This window comes from Streptomyces sp. NBC_01474 (genome assembly GCF_035918215.1).
Classification (GTDB): domain Bacteria; phylum Actinomycetota; class Actinomycetes; order Streptomycetales; family Streptomycetaceae; genus Streptomyces; species Streptomyces aureus.
Map to the genome: position 1 here is coordinate 4,613,860 of NZ_CP109449.1, position 20,651 is coordinate 4,634,510.

Below are 20,651 nucleotides of genomic sequence, written 5' to 3' on the forward strand. Positions count from 1 at the left end.
GCGGCCGCATCGCCGACCGTCCGGGTTTCGATGCCTGACCTGCGGTGACGAATTCTTGATGGCATATGTCCTCCCCCTTCGGCGCCTGAATTGTTAGGCTCGTGGTTTCGCCCTCCCGTGAGAGCACATGCTTCTGGGTAGGGCGATGCTTTGTATTCCCAGTACCTACGAGGAGCACCTGTGACCCAGACCAGCGAAGACGTCACCTGGCTCACGCAGGAGGCGTACACCAAGCTCAAGGACGAGCTGGAGTACCTGTCTGGTCCCGCGCGCGCCGAGATCACCGTGAAGATCGCGGCGGCACGCGAGGAGGGCGACCTGCGCGAGAACGGCGGGTACCACGCAGCCAAGGAGGAGCAGGGCAAGCAGGAGCTCCGCATCCGCCAGCTGACCCAGCTCCTGGAGAAGGCCAAGGTCGGAGAGGCGCCTGCCGCGGCCGGCGTCGCCGCCCCCGGCATGGTCGTCACGATCGCCTTCGACGGCGACGAGGACGACACCATGACGTTCCTGCTCGCCTCGCGCGAGTACGCAAGCGCCGATTTCGAGACGTACTCGCCGCAGTCCCCGCTGGGCTCCGGCGTGAACGGAAAGAAGATCGGCGAGGACGCCCAGTACGAGCTGCCGAACGGCAAGCTCGCCTCGGTGAAGATCCTCGAGGCGAAGCCCTACAGCGGCTGATCCGACACATGGCGAAGGCCCCCGGCGCGTGCTGCGCCGGGGGCCTTCGCATGTTCGCGTGCCGGGCCGTATCGGTCTGGCTGTCGCGGTCGGGCTGTCGCCGTCAGTCCCTCACTGTCAGGCCGTCGCGTTGCGGTACTTGCGGACCGAGAGCGTCCGGAAGACGACGACGATCAGGACGGACCAGATCAGCGAGGCCCACACGGCGTGCTGCATGGGCCAGGCGGGGGAATCGGAGACGCCAGGGTTGCCGAACAGCTCGCGGCAGGCCTGCACCGTGGCGCTGAACGGGTTCCAGTCGGCGATGTGGCGCAGCCAGGGCGTCATCTGGCTGGAGTCCACGAACGCGTTCGAGATGAACGTCACCGGGAAGAGCCAGACCAGCCCGCCCGACGTGGCCGCCTCGGGGGTGCGTACGGACAGGCCGATGAGGGCGCCGATCCACGTGAACGCGTATCCGAGGAGGAGCAGCAGGCCGAAGGCGCCGAGGGCCTTCGGGAGGCCCTCGTGGATGCGCCAGCCCACCAGGAGCGCGACGATCGCGAGGACGAGCAGGGTCAGCGCCGTCTGCACGAGGTCCGCGAGGGTGCGGCCGGTGAGGACGGCCCCGCGGGACATCGGCAGCGATCTGAAGCGGTCGATGAGGCCCTTGTGCATGTCGTCGGCGATGCCCGCTCCGGCGCCCGCCGTGGCGAACGTGACGGTCTGGGCGAAGATGCCGGCCATCAGGAACTCGCGGTAGACCGCTGGGTCGGTGGTGCCCCCGATGTTCATCGAGCCGCCGAACACGTAGCTGAACAGCACCACGAACATGATCGGCTGGATCAGCCCGAAGATGACGACCTCGGGGATCCGCGTCATCCGGATCAGATTGCGCTTGGCGACGACGAGGGAGTCCCGGACGGACTGCGCGGGGCCCCCCGCGGGGCGGGGGGCGAGGGGCTGGGTGACGGCGCTCACTTGTCGGCCTCCTTCTTGCGCTTGGACTGCTTGGCGGCGCCGGCCCCCGAGCCGTTCCCGTCCTCCTTCTCCTCGGCCACGTGGCCCGTCAGGGAGATGAAGACGTCGTCGAGGGTGGGCCGGCGCAGACCGATGTCGTCGATCTCGATGCCGCGGGTGTCCAGTTCCCTGATGACCTCGGCGAGGAGCTTGGCGCCGCCGGTGACGGGGACGGTGAGCTTGCGGGTGTGCTGCTCGACGGTGGTCTCGCCCTTGCCGAACCCGGCGAGGATCTCGGCGGCGGGCGTCATGTGCTCCCGCTCGTGCACCACGAGCTCGACACGCTCGCCGCCGGTCTGGGCCTTGAGCTGGTCGGAGGTGCCGCGCGCGATGACGCGGCCGTGGTCGATCACGCAGATGTCGTGCGCCAGGTGGTCGGCCTCTTCGAGGTACTGGGTGGTCAGCAGCAGGGTCGTGCCGCCGGCGACCAGCTCCTGGATGACCTCCCACAGCTGCAGCCTGTTGCGCGGGTCGAGTCCCGTCGTGGGCTCGTCCATGAACATCACGGGCGGCGAGACGACGAGTGCGGCGGCGAGGTCGAGCCGGCGGCGCATGCCTCCGGAGTACGTCTTCGAGGTCCGGTCGGCGGCGTCCGCGAGGTTGAACCGCTCGAGCAGCTCGGACGCCCGCGCCTTCGCCTCCTTGGCCTTCATCTGGTACAACTGGCCTACCATCTGCAGGTTCTCACGACCCGTCAGATACTCGTCGACCGCGGCGAACTGACCGGAGAGGCCGATCGAGCGCCGCACCTCGTTCGGATGCTTGAGAACGTCGATGCCCGCGACGACGGCCTTGCCGCTGTCCGGCGTGAGCAGCGTCGTCAGACAGCGCACGGCAGTGGTCTTCCCCGCCCCGTTCGGACCGAGCAGGCCGAGGACCGTGCCCTCCGGGACATCGAGATCGACGCCGTCCAGAGCCCTGACGTCGCCGAAGGTCTTCACCAGACCTTCGGCGTAGATGGCGCCTGGCATATGGCTTCCCCCCCATGGGTTGTGGGTGACCTTTTCGGTTGCCTTGCTCGGCAAAATCTTAGATATGTCCGCCTGGGCCTGCCCGGCGGAATGGTGACGTGGACCACAAGGTATCGCGATACATCGCGTCTCCTCAACCGCTTTTCCGTAATCCGCCGGCGGGCCGGAGATTCCGCGGCCGGCCGGTCAGTCGATGACGAGGTAACCCGCGTCCCGCAGCGCAGCGCCGACCTCGGCGCAGTGCACCGGGCCCTTCGTCTCCAGGTGCAGCTCGACCTCGGCCTCCGTGAGCCCGAGCCGGGGATCCGTGCGCACGTGGCTCACGTCGAGGACGTTGGCGTCGACCACGGACAGCACGCCGAGAAGCGTGGCCAGGGCGCCGGGACGGTCCGTCAGACGCAGCCGCAGCGACAGATAGCGCCCGGCGGCAGCCATGCCGTGGCGCAGGATCCGCTGCATCAGGAGCGGGTCGACGTTGCCGCCCGACAGGAGCGCCACGACCGGGCCCTCGAACGAGTGCGGGTCGCTCAGCAGCGCCGCGACAGGGCTCGCCCCGGCCGGTTCGACGACCAGCTTGGCCCGCTCCAGGCAGAGCAGCAGCGCGCTCGACAGCTCGTCCTCCGAGACCGTACGGACCTCGTCGACCAGCTCCTCGACCAGCTGGAACGGCACGTCACCGGGGCGTCCCACCTTGATGCCGTCGGCCATCGTCGCCGGATGCGGGATCGACACCGGCCGCCCGGCCGCGAGCGAGGGCGGGTACGCCGCCGCGCCCGCCGCCTGCACACCGATCACCTTCACATCGGGACGCAGCGCCTTGACCGCCACCGCGATGCCCGCGGCGAGCCCGCCGCCGCCGATGCCGACGACGATCGTGCGCACCTCGGGGCACTGCTCCAGGATTTCGAGGCCGACGGTGCCCTGCCCGGCGATGATGTCCGGGTGGTCGAAGGGGTGGATGAACACGGCGCCCGTCGCGTGCGCGTACTCCTGCGCCGCCGCCAGCGTCTCGTCGACGACCTGCCCGTGGAGCCGCACCTCCGCGCCGTAGTCCCGGGTCGCCGCGACCTTCGGCAGGGGCGCGCCGACCGGCATGAAGACCGTGGAGCGTACGCCGAGGAGAGAAGACGCGTGCGCTACACCCTGCGCATGGTTTCCGGCACTCGCGGCGACCACGCCCGCGGCGCGCTCCTCGGGAAGCAGGCCGGCGATCCTGACGTACGCGCCGCGCAGCTTGAAGGAGCCGGTCCGCTGGAGGTTCTCGCACTTGAGGTGCACCGGCGCCCCGACCAGCCCCGAGAGGTGCCGGCTGCCCTCCATCGCCGTCATCCGAGCGACCCCCGAGAGCATCTTCTGCGCGCCGCGCACATCGTCCAGGGTCACCGTCGGCAAGGAGTCAGCCGTGCTGTAGCTCATGACGGCAAGTCTCGCAGCTCACGCCGTACGGCTCCTGGCGTGACCACGGTCCGAGACTGGTTTGTGCAGCGTCGGTACGGCCCGCCGTCCGGCCGCGTACCCTGTCCCCCAACCCACCACCCCTCGCATGAAGTGAGCCCCCGGCCATGCCCACACCACCGGAAACGATGGACATGACGACCGCCGGCGACACCGGCCTCCTCGAAACCCTGCAGCACCAGGTGGCCGTCTTCGCCCGCCGTGCCGAACAGACCCGGCTCGGCGGGGTCGGGCAGGTGCGCAACTCGATGGACCGAGCCGCGTATCTGCTGCTCAACCGCCTGGACAAGGAAGGCCCGATGGGCGTCAAGGCGCTCGCCGCGAGCATGGGCATCGACTCGTCGACGGTGACACGTCAGGTCGCGCCGCTCGTCGACACGGGCCTCGTCAAGCGGACGTCCCACCCGGAGGACGGGCGCGCGGTCGTCCTCCAGCTCTCGCCGCGCGGCCTCGCCCGGCTCGACGAGGTACGCACGTCCAGGCGGTCCCTGATGGCCGAGTTGACGCAGGAGTGGACCCCGCAGGAGCGCGAACAGTTCTGTGCGCTCCTCACGCGCTTCAACACCGCGCTGTCCGCGCGGCAGACGGGCCAGCCCGCCCCGTCCGGGGAAGCCGCTCCCGGCTCTTGACCCCGGGCCCGCACCTGCCCTCATATGAGACCGGGCCCCTGTCGCATGCGGCCGGGGCCCGTCCCGGCGACCGGCCGCCGAGCGGCCCGGCTGGAGGTGCGGTGCGAGAACGGCGCGCGTTCCAGGACGCCCGCCGGGCCCGGGAGTTCGAGGCGTTCGTCGCGGGCGCGGCAGGGCGGCTGCTCCATGCCGCGACGCTGCTCACCACGGAGCCGGCCGACGACAACCCGCGCGCGCGGAAGCTGCTCACGTCGGCGCTCGCGCAGACGTACGCCTCCTGGGACCGGCTGCGCGGCGAGGACCCCTATGACCGTGCCCGCAAGGAGCTCGCCCTGCGCTTCGCCCGCGCGGCCTGGCACCAGCACCGCGGGTACGGCGGCGTGCTGCGTCACCTGGGCCCGCAGGAGCGGCTGATCCTGGTGCTGTGCCTGTACGAGGGGGTCGGTGAGGAGCAGGTGGCCGCGCTGCTCGGGCTCCCCATGGAGCGCGTGCACGCCATCCACGCGCGCGCCATGGCGCTCGTCCTGCACCCGCCGCGCGGGCCCGCCCCGGCCGCCCCCCTTGGGGACGCGGCGGCCCTGGAAGAGGTGCCGTCATGAACGCACAGGCTCGCAGGGAACGCGAGGTCCGCGCGGTCCTGGAGGCCGCCCAGGGACCGCTGCCGCCCGAGATCCACGCCGAGGCGGTGCGCCGGGGCGGGCGGATCCTGCGCCGCAGGAGGGTGCTGCGCCGTCTGATGTGGCTGGCGCTGTGCCTGGCGATGACCGTGTTCTTCGTGTGGGCCCTGCTGGCCAGGCCCTGGGTGGAGCCGCCGTCCGGGACGACTCCACCCCTCACTGGCTGGTGACCGCGTGCCTCCTCCGGGAGGCCCTGCGCGGGATCAGCCGAGCGCCTGCTGCAGGTCGGCGAGCAGGTCGTCGGCCGACTCGATGCCCACGGAGAGGCGTACGAGGTCACTGGGCACTTCGAGCGCCGAGCCCGCGACCGAGGCGTGCGTCATGCGTCCCGGGTGCTCGATCAGGGACTCCACACCACCCAGGGACTCGCCCAGGGTGAACAGCTTCGCCCGGTCGCAGACCGCCACGGCGGCCTCCTCGCCGCCCTCGACCTGGAACGACACCATGCCGCCGAACGCCTTCATCTGCTTGGCCGCGACCTCGTGACCGGGGTGCTCCGGAAGGCCCGGGTAGAGAACACGCGTCACGCGCGCGTGCCGGGACAGCATGTCGGCGACCTTGGTCGCGTTCTCGCTGTGCCGGTCCATGCGCACGGGCAGCGTCTTGATGCCGCGCAGTACGAGCCAGGCGTCCATCGGCCCGGCGACGGCGCCCATCGCGTTCTGGTGGTACGCCAGCTCGTCGCCGAGCGCCGGGTCGGCGACGATCAGCGCGCCGCCGACGACGTCCGAGTGACCGCCCATGTACTTGGTCAGGGAGTGCACGACGACGTCCGCGCCGAGGGCCAGCGGCTGCTGGAGGTACGGGCTCGCGAAGGTGTTGTCGACGACGAGCCGCGCCCCCGCCTCCCGCGCGACCTGCGCGACGGCGGCGATGTCGGTGATCCCGAGCAGCGGGTTGGACGGCGTCTCGACCCAGATGACCTTGGTCTTCGGCGTGAGCGCCGCGCGCACGGAGGCCGGGTCGCTGGTGTCGGCGACCGACCACTCCACGCCCCACCGCGAGACGACCTTCGCGAACAGCCGGAACGTGCCGCCGTACGCGTCGTTCGGGATGACCACATGATCGCCGGGGCTGAGGAGCGTACGGAGAAGGCAGTCCTCGGCGGCGAGCCCGGAGGCGAACGCGAGGCCGCGGCGGCCGCCTTCGAGGGCGGCGAGGTTCTCCTCCAGGGCGGTCCTGGTCGGGTTGGCGCTGCGGCTGTACTCGTAGCCGCCGCGCAGCCCGCCCACGCCGTCCTGCTTGTACGTGGAGACCTGGTAGATCGGGGGGACCACGGCGCCCGTCAGGGGGTCGGCCGTGTTGCCCGCGTGAATGGCCACGGTCTCGAACCCGTGACCGCCGTGGGCGTTCTGGCTGTTGTGCATGTCGCTCATGCGGCCAGAGCGTAGTGCGCACACGGGCCGCGCGGCGGCCCTACCGGGCCTGGTTCGCCAATTGTCCGACCCTTCTGGTTCGCTTGTACGTATGGGAATTCTCTGGGTCCTGATGGCAGTGGTCATGTTGGGGGCGGTGCTCGGCCCGTACCTGCTGCGCAGGCGCGGCGGGATACGCCAGGTCGCGCCCGGTTCGCCGGACGCCGCGGACCCGGCGGAGTACGGCTTCATGCGCCAGGAGGACCTGGACGTGCGGCTCCCCGGCCCCGACCAGGACCTGTTGAACGTGATGTCGGTGGTCCAGCGCAACCAGGACTTCACCGCCGCCAAGCAGCTCCTCGCCGGCACGGGCAAGGAGACCGAGCAGCGCTGGGAGCGCGTGCAGGCGATCGCCGGCGCCGCCGCCCTGGAGCTGGCGCAGACCCCGCGGCTCGGAGCCGGATGGCTCCACGCGTGGCGTGCCCAGGAGCCCAAGGACCCGGGCGGGGCACAGGTGTTCGCGGAGTTCCTGGTCCAGCAGGCCTGGCGGAACGCGGGCGGTGAGGCCCAGGCCGACGAGCGGCGGATCATCCTGGAGGAGGCCAGGTCGGCCTGCGAGGACGCGGCGCTCCTGGCCCCCGGGGACCCGGTCCCCCACATCACGCATCTCGCCGTGGCCCGCGGCCTCGGTTACTCCCAGCACGACTTCGAGCAGCTCTGGCTCAAGATCCTCGACACGGCGCCGGGCCACATGGGCGCCCACCTCGCGGGCCTGCGGTACTGGTGCGAGAAGTGGCACGGCTCGCGCGAGCTCGCCTTCGCCTTCGCCGAGGCCGCCGCCGCGCGCGCCCCGCGCGGTTCGCTCCTCGCCGCGCTCCCCCTCTTCGCGCTCTACGAGCACCTGCCCGAGGTCAATCTGGTGCGCAGCTTCTACCAGAGCGAGGTCGTCACCAAGTCGATCCACGGCGCGCTCTTCGCCGTCCAGGCCGCCCGCCCGGACGACCCGATGCTCTCCCACGTCCGCCACCTCCTGGTGTTCTTCCTGGTCCGCTGCGAGCGCTGGGCCGAGGCGATGGAGCAGCTGCTCCACGTCGACGGCCATGTCGGCGCGCTCCCCTGGACGACGGGCACGGACCCGGCCGCGGACTACGCGGTGTACCGGGCGCTGGCGGTCGCGGGCTACGAGGCGAACGGCGGGAGCCCGGCGACGCTGCGCCACTGACCTTGCCCCGCGCGCGGGGCGGCGTCCCGGTCCCTTCCCGTACGTCGGCGAGGTGCGCCGAGCAGGCGATGCAGCGAACGAGCAGACGTCACCCGGCGGCCGATCGGTTCTCGGACGGCAAGGCGGCGATCGTCACACTGGCCGGTGTGGGCAGCTTCATCTCAGGTCTGGCCGCTCTGGTCCCCGGCGTGATCGTCACATGACGGCACCCGCTCCCTCCTGCGTCGCCGTCCCGGTCATCGGGTGGTCAAAGGGTGGCCAGGTCGTGGCCAAGGCGTCGTATGTGTTCGGCATGTGGCCCCGATGGCGGGTGACATAGCAGGATTTGCTCTTTCCTTCGCTGGCTAGTGTGACGGAACGAAAGCGTCCGCGGCGAAGGGGAGACAGCGGTGGAGGTGCCGATACGTTCGCGGCTGCTCGACTACGTCGAGCACGCCGAAGCGGAACCTCCCGCAGGGGCCGACACGGGTCCGGCGCATGGGCGTTCGCGGCTCCTCGACTACGTGGGCGGCGTCGACGCGGGGGCGCTCGCACACGATGACGGGGCGGGCCCGAAGCCCGGTGTTCCCGCCTACCACACGGCCGTGTACGTACCGGCCCATCCCCGCTACGCCGACATCGCGGACGCGGACGGCCGCCCCGCCCGCGTGCCCTTCATCGCCTACGAGCTGTTCGCGCACCCCTCGGACGGAAGCGTGGCCCTCGCGTTCACCACCCTGGAGAAGCTGGTGTCCGCGCTCGGCCCGGCCCAGCCGTGGATCGCCGCCTCGATCGGCCCGCTGGCCGAGGGCATGCGCGAGCACGGCGCCCGCGTCCGCCTCGACCCCGAGGTGGCCCCGGGGCACCACAACTGGCAGCCGGCCGACCTGGCCGCCTACGCCCGGGAGGTGTCCTGATGGCCGATCTCAAGGTGGTCATGAGCGACCTCACCTCCATGGCCGGCACCTTCCACCGCGAGGCCGGCCACTATCGGGAGCTGCACCCCCAGGTCGCCCCGCCGCCGGCCGGCGGGGGCGACGCCGGGCTCGATCACGCCGTCAAGGAGGTCGCCGACCTCATCGTCGCCCTGCACACCGGCTTCGCCGACCGGCTCGACGACCACGGCGACAAGGTCACCGCCGCCCGCGACTCGCTGCGGCGGCACGACATCGACGTACACGGCCTGTTCGAGGACCTGATGGCGGGCGAGGGCTGATGGCCGACAGCTGGGTCGGCGGTGACATCGGCGGGCTGCGCACGATGGCCGAGACGTACCGGAACGCCAAGAAGGCGCTCGAAGGCGTCGTCCATCCGCTCGGCGGCGCCGTGGACTCGCTGGTGGACGACGCGGGCTGGAAGGGCGAGGCGGCGGAGAGCTTCCGTGCCGCCTGGAGCGAGGACGCCCTGACCGCGGGCGCCTTCGCGGGCCTCGTGCACGACGCCGGGGACATCCTCGGCACGCTCGTCGACGCGCTCTCCGCCTGTGACACCGCACTGAAGAACGCCGAGCACATCGCCACGCGCAAGGGCGTTCCCATGGGCGACAAGGGCGTTCCGCAGGCGTTCGTCACCGCCGATCCGCCGAGCGCCGACGACCAGAGGACGATCTCCGCGGCCACGGAGTACGACACCGTACGCAAGGAAGTCCTGCACACCGCCCAGCACGCGCGCCTCGTCGCCGCCGACCGGCTGCGCGGCCTGTACGCCCAGGCCACCGCCAAGGTCTCCCCCGGCGACAAGGTCACCCTCGCCGACTATCTGCGCGGCCTGTACGCCTACGACGCAGAGGACGCGCGGGCCGGCGGCAAGGAGGCCCGGGCGAGGATCGACGACGCCAAGTCCGAGGAGAACGCCGCCAAGAAGGCACTCCGCAAGGAACGGAAGACGTTCCAGCAGCAGGGCCGCCGGCTGCCCGACGACCTCCCCGCCAAGGGCGCCTATCGCGACGCCGTCGCGGACGTCGAGTCGCTGGAGCAGGACATCGCCCGCGCCGATCACGGCAGCACCGCGCTGCCCTACGACCGCGCCCTGAACGTGAAGCTGGCCGATGCCGCGGATGCGCTGCGCGCCGGCGAGGGAGTGGAGAAGCTCCCGGACTTCCTCAAGGAGATCCCGGTCCTGGATGTCGCCGCCGCGGGCACGTGTGGTCTGCTGGAGGCGTCGGACGACCACGACAAGGGCTGGTCCTGGCAGCACTCGATAGCCGTGGACGGCGGTGCCAACGTCGGCGGCCTCGTCGCCGGTACGGCCATCACCGCGGGCCTGGTGGCCGCCGCACCCTTCGACGTCCCCGTGGCCGTGGTGGCCGGGGTCGGCGGCGCGGTCGTGATCGGCGCGACCGGTGTCATCGATCACGCCTTCCACGAGCACTGGAGCGAGGACATCCACAAGGACGGCGTGGTGGGCGGTGTACTGCACGGCAGCGGTCATGTCCTCTCCCAGACCGGGGACGACTTCAAGCGACTTGGGAAGGATGTCTGGGGTGGCATCAAGAGCATCTTCTGAGGTTCCCGCCGCGGGGGCCTCGCCCGTGCCGGGCGGTGAACGGATTCCGGTGCTGCCCGGGCTCGGGACCAGTTGGTACGAGCGCGGGGCGCGGTACTGGATGCGGCGTACCGGGACCGGTGTGCTGTGGCTGGTCGTGCTGGCGTTCTTCTGTTTCGTCTCGCTGAGCCTCTACTCGGGGTTCCGTGAGGCGCTGCCGTCGGGCGTGCGCACCGTGTGGGACGTGGCGCAGGCCGTCGCGGCGTGTGTGGGCGCCGTCTGGGGTTGGATCGTGCAGCGGCGGGCGCACCGCAGGGACCTGCTGGACCCGCCCAGTCCCGGGCGGACGCGTGCCGCGCGGCGTGCTTCCGTCCGGCGCTCCACCGGTCTGGCCGTCCTCGGCCGCGGCCTCGTGGTGATCGCGGCTCCCGTCATGCCGGCGTTCGCCGCGTTCTGCGTGGGCTGGAGCGTCGCCGCGCTCACCGTGCGCGAGTATCCGACCGAGGTCGGCGCCCGGCGGGCGATGCAGGGGTAGGCGGGCGGGATCGCCGCATCGGCACGCGACTCGGCGGGCATGTCGGCGGACGTTTCAGCAAGCGTGTCGGCGGGTGTGCGAGGTCGGGGGTGGCGCAGGGGCTCGATCTCCTCGGTGGCGCGCTCAAGCTCGGTCAGCCAGGTCCGTATCCGGTGTGGTCCGCGGCGCACGTCAGGCATGCGCCGAGCGCCACGATAAGGAGGACCTTGAGCTTGTTCTCTTGAAGTGCTCTCCTCCCTTCGCAAGCTTAGGAAGGAGATTCCCGTCTACCTTGCGGTGGCGGGCTTGACGCGCTTGTCACGCCTGACGACTGCCCTCCCGGCAGCCGGAATGAGCGCGTGGCCCATCCGGTACAGGTGCAAGATGTTCCGGGCCGCGTTGTGGTCAGCGTTGCCCGACCATCCGCAGTCCGGGTTCTTGCATACGAACGTGGCCTGGTCCTCCCGGCTGCCGGGCGTGATGAAGCCGCAGGCGGAACAGCGTCGCGAGGTGTTCGGGGCGGGCACCTTGTGCAGGGTGCCGCCGTACCGGCCGGCCTTGTACGTCAGCATCGTGACCGTCCTGCCCCACGCCTCTTGGAGAATGGAGCGGTTGAGTCCGGCTTTCTGGGCGACGCCTGTCCCCGGCTCGGCGATGGTGCCCCGAGCGGACTTGACCATGTTCGTGATGGTGAGTGCTTCGACCACCATGACGCCGTACTTCTGGGCGAGGGTGGTGGTCGTCTTGTGCTGCCAGTCCTGGTGTCGTCGCGTGGCTTTTGCGCGCAACCCTCGGATCTGGTCATAGGTGTGGTGCAGGCGGCGGCTGGTGCGCTCGCCAGGCTTGCAGTGTGTCTTGCGCTGGACGGCCCGGCGCTCAAGGCGCAGGAGCTTGCCCTTTTCCTCGGTGTTCAGCCACTTGTCACGGTCGGCGCTGCCATCCGGGAGGCGAGGCGCACGCCCGTGGTCCTGGTGGTTGCCGTCCGAGAGGGCGAGTGGCAGGTTCACCCCGGCGTCAATTCCAACCTGCGCCCCCTGGTGGGATGCGGGCCTGGCTTCGAAGCTCTTTACACGGAAGGCGATGTGCCATCCCAGGTGGTCCTTGACCAGCCGTGCCCCGGTGATCCGGTTGTCGGCGTTCGCCTTGTTGCCCACCGGGAGGTCTTTGGTCCAGCTAAAGCGGACACGGCCGACCTTGGGGATGTTGGCCATGCCCCAGCGGCGGTGTACCCGCTTGATCTGGAGGTCACGGCCCTGCGGGATGTCCACGCTCATCACGGACCGGAACCGGCCCTTGAAGTTCGGAGCGTCAACGCGGCCGTCCCAGAAGTTCTTCCAGGCTTGGAAGTACGTCTTGAGCACCGCTTGCGCGGCCTGCGCAGGAAGGACGGCGAGGAAATCGATCTCTTTGCGGGCCTGGCGTATCGCGGCGTCCGCGTTCGCCAGAGTCCGCTTGTCCTTCGGCATCATCTGCCACCACGCGTGCAGGCAGTTCCACATCGCGCGGGCGGCGTGCGCCTGCTCGTCGGTGAGGAGATTCTCGGCAGCCGACAGTGCCAGTCGGGCACCGTGCCCGAACTGCCGCTTCTCCAAACCGAGTTCACCCACGGTGATCACCATACTGCAGTTGGTCAATGTCACCGTGATGGAAACCGAACCCCGATAGCAGGGATCAGCTGACTGACGGATTGGCGATAACTCCCTTCTCTGAGAGGGAAGTTGACGGCATACGCCGCGCTCGGGCCCGTTCTTCGCTGCTGCGCCGGCAGGGGTGCGGTGATCGTCACCCCGGGGAGGACGAGGACGAACGGCGGCTCGATCGGGGGGACGTGGAGCAGGCCCCGCACGTCCACCTGCACGCGTCGCACGATGCCGTCCAGGTCGCCCTCGTTGTAGACGGCGATGTCCAGGACCGGGCGCTCCGGGACCAGTTCGCCCAGAACACGCGCGTCCGCGTCCGCGTCCGGCTCCGCGAGCAGCGACTCCGCGTCCTTCACCGTGACGTCGACGAAGCTGATCGCCCCGTCCTGCTTCCGCCGTGCCCGCAGCGTCGCCCACGCCGCGATGACCGCGCCGACGGCCGCCGCCATGATTCCCCCGGCGGCCTCCATGACCGCAATCAGCATCGCGCCCCCGTCCCGCCCGAAGTCATGAGCCCTGACATCCGGCAGCCGTCACACAGCCGCTCTCGCAGCGTAGGTGCGACCACTGACAACGGGCTGTGCTCACGGCGTCCGGGACGGTGTCCTCACGCCGCGAGGCGTACCTCGCCCTGGCGCGCGGGCGCCCGGCGGACGGCAGGCCGTGAGGCCGGAGTGGCGAGGCGGAGCAGCTCGGACCGACCGAGGGTCAGGACGTCGGCGAGGCCGAGGCCCAGGGCGTGGGCGGCGGCCGCCAGGACCTCCGACGACGCCTCCTTGAGGCCGCGCTCGATCTCGGAGAGGTACGGCAGGGAGATTCGGGCGGCGTCGGCGACGTCCTTCAGCGTGCGCTCCTGGGCGAGGCGTTCACGGCGCAGGACGTCCCCCACGATGTCGCGCCAGAGCGGTTCCTTGGACGGGGGCCCGGCAGGCTCCGCCGGGGCGGGACGCCACTCCGGGCGCAGGTCCGGGCGCAGATCCGGGCGCAGGTCCGGGCGCAGAGGGATGACGCGGGCGTGGTTCGACGCGTGGCTGCTCACGGGTTCAGCGTAGGAGCGGCCCACGCGGTGCGGCCCACCGTTCTGCCCCCGGCATAACGGTGGGCATAGCACCCGTCACACGCGCCCCCGCCCCGCCTCGGCCCGCATCCGCGCGGCCGTGCTCGACGGGTCGTACCCCTCCGGAACCCCCTCCACGAAGATCACCTCGCCGTCCAGGTTCCGTGTCCGCAGCGGGATGAGCTCCTGGTAGGCGTCGGAGTCGTACCAGCCGTGGGCCGCGGCCTTGTCAGGGAACGAGATGACGACGACGCCCCCCGGCCACGCCCCCTCGATGTCCTCCAGCTGGGCGCCGTGCACAAGGAAGCGGCCGCCGAACGGGTCGAGGGTCGACTGGATGCGCTCCATGTAGTCGAAGACCTCTTCGTTCGGCACGGTGGTGTTGCGGAGGGCGGCGATGGCGTAGGCGGTCATGAGGTCCTCCCCGGCAGGATCGGTTCGATGACTCGATCCTGCCGGGGGACGGACGGACCGTCGATTACGCCTCAGGTAATGCCCCGGGTGATGCCCTGGGTGATGCGTCGGGCAACGGCGAGGGTCAGATCGTCGCCGTGTCGATCACGAAGCGGTACCGCACGTCGCTCGCGAGCACGCGCTCGTACGCCTCGTTGATCTGGCTCGCCTCGATCAGCTCGATCTCGGCGCCGAGGCCGTGCTCGGCGCAGAAGTCGAGCATCTCCTGGGTCTCCTGGATGCCGCCGATGCCCGAGCCCGAGAGGGACTTGCGGCCCGCGATCACGGAGAACAGGTTGAGGGAGATGGGCTCCTCGGGGGCGCCCACGTTCACCAGGGCGCCGTCCGTCTTCAGGAGCGAGAGGAACGCGCCGAAGTCGAGCGGGGCCGAGACGGTCGACAGGATGATGTCGAAGGTGCCGGCCAGCTCCTCGAAGGTCTTCGGGTCGCTGGTCGCGTAGTAGTGGTCGGCGCCCAGCTTGAGGCCGTCCTCCTGCTTGCGCAGGGACTGCGACAGGACGGTCACCTCGGCGCCGAGCGCGTGCGCGACCTTGACGCCCATGTGGCCGAGGCCGCCCATGCCGAGGACGGCGACCTTCTTGCCGGGGCCCGCGTTCCAGTGCTTGAGCGGGGAGTACGTGGTGATGCCCGCGCACAGCAGCGGCGCGGCCTCGTCGAGGGCTAGGCCCTCGGGGATGCCGACGGTGTAGTTCTCGTCGACGACGATGTGGGTGGAGTAGCCGCCGTAGGTGGGCTCGCCGTTCTTGTCGAGGGCGTTGTACGTGCCGACGTTGCCCTTGGCGCAGTACTGCTCCAGGCCCGCCTTGCAGTTGTCGCACTCGCGGCAGGAGTCGACCATGCAGCCGACGCCGACACGGTCGCCGACGGCGAACTTGGTGACGCCGGGGCCCACCTCGGTGACGATGCCGGCGATCTCGTGGCCGGGGACCATCGGGAAGATGCCCTCGCCCCAGCCGTCGCGGGCCTGGTGGATGTCGGAGTGGCAGATGCCGGCGAACTTGATGTCGATCAGGACGTCGGACTCGCCCACCGGGCGGCGCGGAATGGTGGTGCGCTCCAGCGGAGCCTTTGCGGAGGGTGCGGCGTAGGCGCTGACGGTGGTGATCTGTGCGGTCATGTGTACAGCCTGCCCCAGCCGGAGGCATCCTCCGGGCTCAGGGCCTTGCCCCGCTTTGCGTACGCCCACTGGTCCTACTACTGGCGGGGTCAGGAACACCTTCGTACGACTGTGGCGGCCCGGCGATACTGGAGGCATGGACGATGACGGGACCCGCGCCGCCCCGGCCGCCGGCGAGCCGCTGGACCGGCGTGCCGAGCTGAGCGAGTTCCTGCGCACCCGGCGGGCCCGGCTGAAGCCGCAGGACGTGGGGCTGCCGGACTTCGGCAGGCACCGGCGCGTGCCGGGCCTGCGCCGCGAGGAGCTGGCGCAGCTGGCCGGCGTGTCGGTGGCGTACTACACGCGCCTGGAGCAGGGGAACGGGCGGAACGTGTCGGCGGAGGTGCTCGACGCGATCGCGCGTGCCCTGCGGCTCACGGACGCGGAGCACGCGCATCTGACGCATCTCGCGAAGCCGAAGCAGCACAAGAAGAAGCGGGCCTCGCGGGAGCAGCAGCAGGTGCGCGGGGCGCTGCGGCACCTGCTCGACAGCCTGGAGGGCGTGCCCGCGTACGTGTCCGGCCGGCGCTCCGAGGTGCTCGCCTGGAACCGGATGGCCGCGGCGGTCTTCGGCGACTGGAGCGAGCTGCCGCCGCGGGAGCGGAACTGGGCGCGGATGGTGTTCCTCGCCCCGGCCTACCGCGACCTGTTCGTGGAGTGGGATGCGAAGGCGTCCGACATGGTCAGCTATCTGCGGCTGTACGCGGGCTGCCACCCGGACGACCCGGAGCTGTCGGCGCTGGTCGGTGAACTCTCCGTCAAGAGCGAGGAGTTCAGGCGGCTGTGGGCGACGCACGACGTCAAGGAGAAGGGCCACGGCGTGAAGCGGCTGCGGCATCCGCTGGTGGGTGAGCTGAGCCTGAGTTACGAGACCATGGCCCTGCCCGACGACGAGGAGCAGCATCTCGTGGTCTACCACGCGGAGCCGGGCTCCCCGTCGGCCGAGGCGCTGCGTCTCCTCGCGAGCTGGGGCACGGACGCGGTCCGGGCGGGCCTGGGCGAGAACCTCCGGGCCCACCCGGACCGGTGACGACAGCTCCACCCGGACCGGTGACGACTGCCCCACCCGGACCCGTGACGACAGCCCCGCGCGACCGGCGGCGGAAGACGCACCCGACCGATGACGAAAGGCCGCTCTACGGCTGGTAGGGCGGCGCCGCCCCCCAGTTCCACAGCGGTACGGGCTGTTCGGCGGGCCGGTCCGCGTCGGGGCCCGAGAAGTAGACGGCGAGCCGGGTGCCCCACTCGATGTAGGCGCTGAACGCCGAACGGAACTCGGCGTCGGCAGGGAGGCCCGCCTCGTCCGCGGCGTCGTGCATCAGATTGACCCAGCGGCGGCGCTGCGGCTCCGTGATGTGCTTGCCGACGTGCTTGGCGACCATGTGGCTGTGGCCGCCCTGCCGTTCGGAGTAGGTGGCGGGGCCACCGAAGACCTCGCCGATCCACAGGGCGACGTGCCCGGCGTGCTCGGGCGGGAGGTCGGCGAACAGGGGGCCGAGGAGCTCGTCCTTGAGAACCTTGGCGTAGAAGACGTCGGTGAGCCGCGCGAAGGCGTCGGCGCCGCCTGCCCAGTCGTACAGGCTCGGCACGGAGGCGCCGGTGCCGCGTACCGATGTGGGCTTGTAGTGGCGCATCTCGTCGATGTTCCCGACGTACGGCCTGATCTCGGCGAGGAAGTCCTGGAAGAGGTCGGACTTGCGGAAGCCCTCGATGTGGTCCTCGGTCGAGGTCCAGGTGATGCGCAGGATGAAGTGCTCGAAGTCCTCCTCGCAGCGCGCCAGTTCGTAGTCGACGCACTGGGGCGCCGCGGCGAGCCGGGCGGCGGCGCGCGTGTAGGCCGCGAGGAACTCGGCGGACCGGTCCCCGGGAATCCGGTAGCGGATGTACTCGACTGTCTGCGTCGTCATGGCCTCAGCAAAACACGGGTGGCCCGCCCCGGCCATGAGGTCGGGACGGGCCACCCGGGCTGTCAGCGCTGGGCGTAACGGGCCATGCCCGTCACTACGCCGGCGGGCGTAGCGCGCCTACGCCGCGCGTCGCGGCTACTTGCCGTAGTACGCGTTGTAGACCGAGATCGTCGACTTGTTGCCCTTCTTGTCGGCGATCTTGGCGTGGAAGGAGACGGCGTTGCCCTTGGCCGGGTTCTTCACCGTGACCTTGCCGTTCTTGACGTCCAGCTTCTTCCACGTCTGGCCGTAGTCGTAGGAGACGTACACGGCCAGCGACTTGAGGTTGCTGCCCGCGGCCGCGCCCTGGACGGTGACCGGGACCGACTGGGTCTTGCCGGCGGGGGCGGTGCTGTCGAGGCCGACGGCCGCATTGAAGCGCGCCGTGGACAGCGGCAGCCTGGCCGCCTCTGCCGACGAGGCCGGCTTCTTCGAGCGGAACGTCCAGCTGGCGTCGACGCGGGTGGAGGCCGCGGCGATCTTGACGCTGCGCTTGATGGACGTCGACAGCTTGTACTCGGCGTCGCCGGAGGTGACCTTGAAGGGCTTCTCGCCGACCAGCGGGTCGTCGTTCTCGCCGACCTTGGTGCTGCCCTTGTAGAGGGTGGTCTTCACCGAGAGGTACTGCGAGTAGCCGGCGTGGGTCTTGCCGTCGGCGTACATCGGCAGGTTGCCGTAGATCTCGTTGCCGTCGCGGTAGACGCCGTAGTCACCGCCGATGCGGGGGCCGAAGACGCCGGTGTTGAACGTCTTCTCGTACGCCTTGCCGCCCTGGAACGACTGGGGTGTGCCCAGCGTGTAGGAGGTCTCCTCCGTCGGGAAGCCGTCACTGTCCTCGGGACCGTTCTGCGAGAAGTCCAGGCCCCACTTCGCCTTGTCGGCGGTGGACAGGTGCAGGGTGCGGGTGCCGGGGAGCTTCTGGTCGACGGCGACGGACCAGCCGCCGGAGCTCACGGGCAACATGCCGATCGCGCTGACCGAGCCGGTCTTGTCCTTGGCCGCCCCGCCGAGGCCGACCTTGACCGTGGCCAGGTCGCTCGCCTTGTAGTGCTTGGTGTAGCCGGTGGCGAGCTTCTTGACGGTGCCGCCGGCGACGGTGTCGTACTCGGTGTCGGTGCCCTTCGTCCACACACCGGTCCACTGCTGCTGGAGCTTGACACCGGTCGGCTCCGGGCCGAGGCCGGCGGTGCGGAAGTTGGTGTACGAGTCCAGGATCCAGCCGTAGCCGGACGAGGAGTCGGCGGTGTCGAGCGTGAACTCGGGCGCGGCCAGGATGCCCTTGGCAGCGGCGTCCGGGACGGTGACGTCGACGGGCTTGGTGGTGCGGGCGTCGAGCGTGACCGTCGTGTTCCTGGTGACGTCCAGCTTCGGCTGCACCAGCCAGTCGGCGCCCTTGGAGAAGTCCTCGGGGTCGGCCACCAGGTACTCGTTCAGGATGTAACTGCCCTTGGGGACACGGACCTTGACGGTGCCCGAGTTCGGGTCGTAGGCGTTGAAGTACGCGTCGGTACCGATGCCGGCCAGGGAGGTCTCGTAGCCCTGGGCGTCCTTGCCGTCGCGCCCGATGTGCTTGAGCGTCACGTCGTACGACTCGACCTCGCGCTGCACGGCGGCCGCGGTGCGCACGGACTGGCCGCCGCCCGTCGCCACGACGTACGCGGAGTACGCGCCGTCGACCGTCCCGCCGAGCTTCGTGTTCGCGGTCAGGTCCACGGAGGCGGTGCCGCCCGCGGGGACGGTCACCTTCGTCGCACCGAGCTCGAAGAAGCCGGCCGGGGCGGCCTGACCCTTCGGGTTGGTGCCGGTGGCCGTCAGGTCGAGGGTGACGTCCTTGTCACCGGTGTTCCTGTACGTCACCTTCTTGGTGATCGCGGCATCGTCGGTGTGCGGCCACTGGGCGACGCCGAAGCTCACCGAGACGGGCTCGGCGAACACGGTCTGCGTGATGGCCTTGTCGACCTGGATGCGGCCCGAACCCTGCTCGAACGGCGTGTACTTGCCGCCCTTGGTGGAGCCGGTGAGGACGCCCTTGAGCTCGGCGGACTTCCAGTCCGGGTGCTCCTGCTTGAGGATCGCCGCGGCGCCGGCGACGTGCGGGGTCGCCATCGACGTACCGGAGATCGTGAGGTAGCCGGCGGGGTTCTCGCCGACCTCCTTGTCGATGACGCTGCCCGGTGCGGCCGCGGCCGTGATGTCGACGCCGGGGGCGGTGACGTCCGGCTTGACGGCGCCGTCGCCGATGCGCGGGCCGCGGCTGGAGAAGTCGGCCAGCTTGTCGTTGCCGTCGACCGCGCCGACGGTCAGGGCGGCGTCCGCGCTGCCCGGGGAGCCGACGGTCGAGTCGCCGAACTCGCCCTCGTTGCCCGCGGCGATGGCGAACAGGATGCCCTTCTCGGCGGACAGCTTGTTGACCTCGGCCTCGAGCGGGTCGATCTCGGGGGTGTCGCCGCCGCCGAGGCTGAGGTTGACGACGTCGGCGCCCTGGTCGGCCGCCCACTCCATGCCGGCGATGATGCCGGAGTCGTCGCCGTAGCCGTCGTCGCTGAGGACCTTGCCGTTGAGCAGCTTGGCCCCGGGGGCTACGCCCTTGTACTTGCCGCCCGACTTGGCTCCCGTACCGGCGGCGATGGACGCGACGTGCGTGCCGTGGCCGAAACGGTCCACCGCGTCGGCGGAGGTGGAGAAGTTCTTCTCGCCGACGACCTGGCCCTTGAGGTCGGGGTGGGTCGCGTCGACGCCCGTGTCCAGGACGGCGATCTTGACGCCCTTGCCGTCGTAGCCGGCCGCCCACGCCTTGGGGGCGCCGATCTGCGGGACCGACTTGTCGAGGCTGGCCTTGCGCACGCCGTCGAGCCAGATGCGGCTGATGCCGGAGGCGGCGGAGCCCCGGGAGGTCGTAACGGCGTCCCAGAGGCGGGTGGCGTCCTGCTTGGGCGTCGTGACGGCGTCCGCGTTCAGGGACTTGAGGGTCCTGCGGACCGTCGTGTCACCCGCGTCGCGCACGTCGGCGCGGGCGGCGGTCGCGGCGCCCCGGTAGCCGACGATCACCTTGAGGCCGTGCTTCTGGGCCTTGCGGTTGGCCGACTTGGAGAGCTCGGTGACGTCGAAGAGCCGCTGGTCGAGCTTGCCGCTCGCGACCAGGCGCTGCGCGTCGGCCGGCACCACGAGGGTGTGGCCGCCGACGGTGCGCGTCTGCGCGGGGACGTGCTCACGGCCCTTGGCGTGCTGGTAGCCGACCGGCTTCCCCTTCGCGTCGAGGGTGACGCGGTCGCCGGTGATGAGCGTGATGTGCTGCTTGGGCGCGGCCTTCGCGGCCTCGCCGGACTGCGCCTCAGGGGCGGCGGCCACGGCCGGGGCGGTCAGACCCGCGGTGAGGACGACGGCTGCCGCGGCGGCCACAGTCGTGGCGCTCAGT

22 protein-coding genes are annotated in these 20,651 nt (G+C 70.7%); 11 read left to right on the forward strand and 11 right to left on the reverse strand.

Annotation, left to right across the window (positions count from 1 at the left end; genetic code table 11):
• Positions 1 to 180: 180 nt before the first annotated feature.
• The gene (gene greA / locus OG758_RS21045; RefSeq protein ID WP_266560737.1) at positions 181 to 678 is read left to right on the forward strand and encodes a transcription elongation factor GreA; all 498 of its coding nucleotides are present in this window, start codon (positions 181 to 183) and stop codon (positions 676 to 678) included.
• A 117-nt stretch (positions 679 to 795) separates the two neighbouring features.
• Here greA and OG758_RS21050 read toward each other — a convergent pair whose 3' ends face one another.
• From OG758_RS21050 to ilvA, 3 genes are all read right to left on the reverse strand, one after another.
• Positions 796 to 1,638, reverse strand: a complete 843-nt coding sequence (locus tag OG758_RS21050) for an ABC transporter permease (RefSeq protein ID WP_326711428.1) — start codon at positions 1,636 to 1,638, stop codon at positions 796 to 798.
• Positions 1,635 to 2,648, reverse strand: a complete 1,014-nt coding sequence (locus OG758_RS21055; protein WP_326711429.1) for an ATP-binding cassette domain-containing protein — start codon at positions 2,646 to 2,648, stop codon at positions 1,635 to 1,637. Before OG758_RS21055 ends, OG758_RS21050 begins: the two co-directional genes overlap by 4 nt.
• 186 nt (positions 2,649 to 2,834) lie before the next feature.
• Entirely contained in the window at positions 2,835 to 4,064 is a 1,230-nt protein-coding gene (gene ilvA / locus OG758_RS21060) for a threonine ammonia-lyase (RefSeq protein ID WP_326711430.1), read from the reverse strand.
• Between the two features lie 167 nt (positions 4,065 to 4,231).
• Between ilvA and OG758_RS21065 the strand changes: the two genes are divergently transcribed.
• The 3 genes from OG758_RS21065 to OG758_RS21075 all read left to right on the forward strand — a co-directional run bounded on the left by OG758_RS21065 (position 4,232) and on the right by OG758_RS21075 (position 5,579).
• Entirely contained in the window at positions 4,232 to 4,732 is a 501-nt protein-coding gene (locus tag OG758_RS21065) for a MarR family winged helix-turn-helix transcriptional regulator (RefSeq protein ID WP_116510573.1), read from the forward strand.
• A 101-nt stretch (positions 4,733 to 4,833) separates the two neighbouring features.
• The gene (locus tag OG758_RS21070; RefSeq protein ID WP_326711431.1) at positions 4,834 to 5,331 is read left to right on the forward strand and encodes a sigma factor-like helix-turn-helix DNA-binding protein; all 498 of its coding nucleotides are present in this window, start codon (positions 4,834 to 4,836) and stop codon (positions 5,329 to 5,331) included.
• Positions 5,328 to 5,579, forward strand: coding sequence for a hypothetical protein (locus OG758_RS21075; protein ID WP_326711432.1), 252 nt, complete (start codon positions 5,328 to 5,330; stop codon positions 5,577 to 5,579). Before OG758_RS21070 ends, OG758_RS21075 begins: the two co-directional genes overlap by 4 nt.
• A gap of 33 nt (positions 5,580 to 5,612) precedes the next feature.
• On the opposite strand, the gene OG758_RS21080 is transcribed toward OG758_RS21075, so the two are convergent.
• On the reverse strand, positions 5,613 to 6,785 hold the full coding sequence (locus tag OG758_RS21080; protein ID WP_326711433.1) for a cystathionine gamma-synthase: 1,173 nt from the start codon (positions 6,783 to 6,785) through the stop codon (positions 5,613 to 5,615).
• Between the two features lie 91 nt (positions 6,786 to 6,876).
• Here OG758_RS21080 and OG758_RS21085 point away from each other — a divergent pair, with 91 nt between their 5' ends.
• The 6 genes from OG758_RS21085 (at position 6,877) to OG758_RS21110 (ending at position 10,984) form a co-directional block, all read left to right on the forward strand.
• Positions 6,877 to 7,986 carry a hypothetical protein gene (locus OG758_RS21085; RefSeq protein WP_326711434.1) on the forward strand — a complete coding sequence of 370 codons (1,110 nt, stop codon included), beginning with the start codon at positions 6,877 to 6,879 and terminating at the stop codon, positions 7,984 to 7,986.
• A 68-nt stretch (positions 7,987 to 8,054) separates the two neighbouring features.
• Positions 8,055 to 8,189, forward strand: a complete 135-nt coding sequence (locus OG758_RS21090; protein ID WP_326711435.1) for a hypothetical protein — start codon at positions 8,055 to 8,057, stop codon at positions 8,187 to 8,189.
• Between the two features lie 186 nt (positions 8,190 to 8,375).
• Positions 8,376 to 8,882 carry an SAV_915 family protein gene (locus tag OG758_RS21095; RefSeq protein WP_326711436.1) on the forward strand — a complete coding sequence of 169 codons (507 nt, stop codon included), beginning with the start codon at positions 8,376 to 8,378 and terminating at the stop codon, positions 8,880 to 8,882.
• Positions 8,882 to 9,181 (forward strand): DUF6317 family protein, encoded by a 300-nt coding sequence (locus OG758_RS21100; protein ID WP_326711437.1) that lies wholly within the window; start codon positions 8,882 to 8,884, stop codon positions 9,179 to 9,181. Before OG758_RS21095 ends, OG758_RS21100 begins: the two co-directional genes overlap by 1 nt.
• Positions 9,181 to 10,470 (forward strand): WXG100 family type VII secretion target, encoded by a 1,290-nt coding sequence (locus OG758_RS21105; RefSeq protein WP_326711438.1) that lies wholly within the window; start codon positions 9,181 to 9,183, stop codon positions 10,468 to 10,470. The genes OG758_RS21100 and OG758_RS21105 overlap by 1 nt, the downstream gene beginning before the upstream one ends.
• Complete coding sequence (locus tag OG758_RS21110) at positions 10,448 to 10,984, forward strand: hypothetical protein (protein ID WP_326711439.1); 537 nt, start codon at positions 10,448 to 10,450, stop codon at positions 10,982 to 10,984. The genes OG758_RS21105 and OG758_RS21110 overlap by 23 nt, the downstream gene beginning before the upstream one ends.
• A 266-nt stretch (positions 10,985 to 11,250) precedes the next feature.
• On the opposite strand, the gene OG758_RS21115 is transcribed toward OG758_RS21110, so the two are convergent.
• The 5 genes from OG758_RS21115 to OG758_RS21135 form a co-directional block, all read right to left on the reverse strand.
• On the reverse strand, positions 11,251 to 12,570 hold the full coding sequence (locus tag OG758_RS21115) for an RNA-guided endonuclease InsQ/TnpB family protein (RefSeq protein WP_326711440.1): 1,320 nt from the start codon (positions 12,568 to 12,570) through the stop codon (positions 11,251 to 11,253).
• A gap of 29 nt (positions 12,571 to 12,599) precedes the next feature.
• Complete coding sequence (locus OG758_RS21120; RefSeq protein WP_326711441.1) at positions 12,600 to 13,088, reverse strand: hypothetical protein; 489 nt, start codon at positions 13,086 to 13,088, stop codon at positions 12,600 to 12,602.
• A gap of 122 nt (positions 13,089 to 13,210) precedes the next feature.
• Positions 13,211 to 13,642: a helix-turn-helix domain-containing protein gene (locus OG758_RS21125; RefSeq protein ID WP_326711442.1), complete on the reverse strand. Its 432-nt coding sequence runs from the start codon at positions 13,640 to 13,642 to the stop codon at positions 13,211 to 13,213.
• Positions 13,643 to 13,717: 75 nt separating this feature from the next.
• Entirely contained in the window at positions 13,718 to 14,074 is a 357-nt protein-coding gene (locus tag OG758_RS21130; protein ID WP_326711443.1) for a DUF1330 domain-containing protein, read from the reverse strand.
• 124 nt (positions 14,075 to 14,198) lie between these two features.
• On the reverse strand, positions 14,199 to 15,239 hold the full coding sequence (locus tag OG758_RS21135) for an NAD(P)-dependent alcohol dehydrogenase (RefSeq protein WP_326715980.1): 1,041 nt from the start codon (positions 15,237 to 15,239) through the stop codon (positions 14,199 to 14,201).
• Between the two features lie 148 nt (positions 15,240 to 15,387).
• Here OG758_RS21135 and OG758_RS21140 point away from each other — a divergent pair, with 148 nt between their 5' ends.
• Positions 15,388 to 16,320, forward strand: coding sequence for a helix-turn-helix domain-containing protein (locus OG758_RS21140; protein WP_326711444.1), 933 nt, complete (start codon positions 15,388 to 15,390; stop codon positions 16,318 to 16,320).
• A 106-nt stretch (positions 16,321 to 16,426) separates the two neighbouring features.
• On the opposite strand, the gene OG758_RS21145 is transcribed toward OG758_RS21140, so the two are convergent.
• A complete protein-coding gene (locus OG758_RS21145) occupies positions 16,427 to 17,197 on the reverse strand; it encodes a group II truncated hemoglobin (RefSeq protein WP_326711445.1) in 771 nt (256 codons plus the stop codon).
• Positions 17,198 to 17,332: 135 nt separating this feature from the next.
• The gene (locus tag OG758_RS21150) at positions 17,333 to 20,635 is read right to left on the reverse strand and encodes a S8 family peptidase (RefSeq protein WP_326711446.1); all 3,303 of its coding nucleotides are present in this window, start codon (positions 20,633 to 20,635) and stop codon (positions 17,333 to 17,335) included.
• Between the last annotated feature and the right edge of the window lie 16 nt (positions 20,636 to 20,651).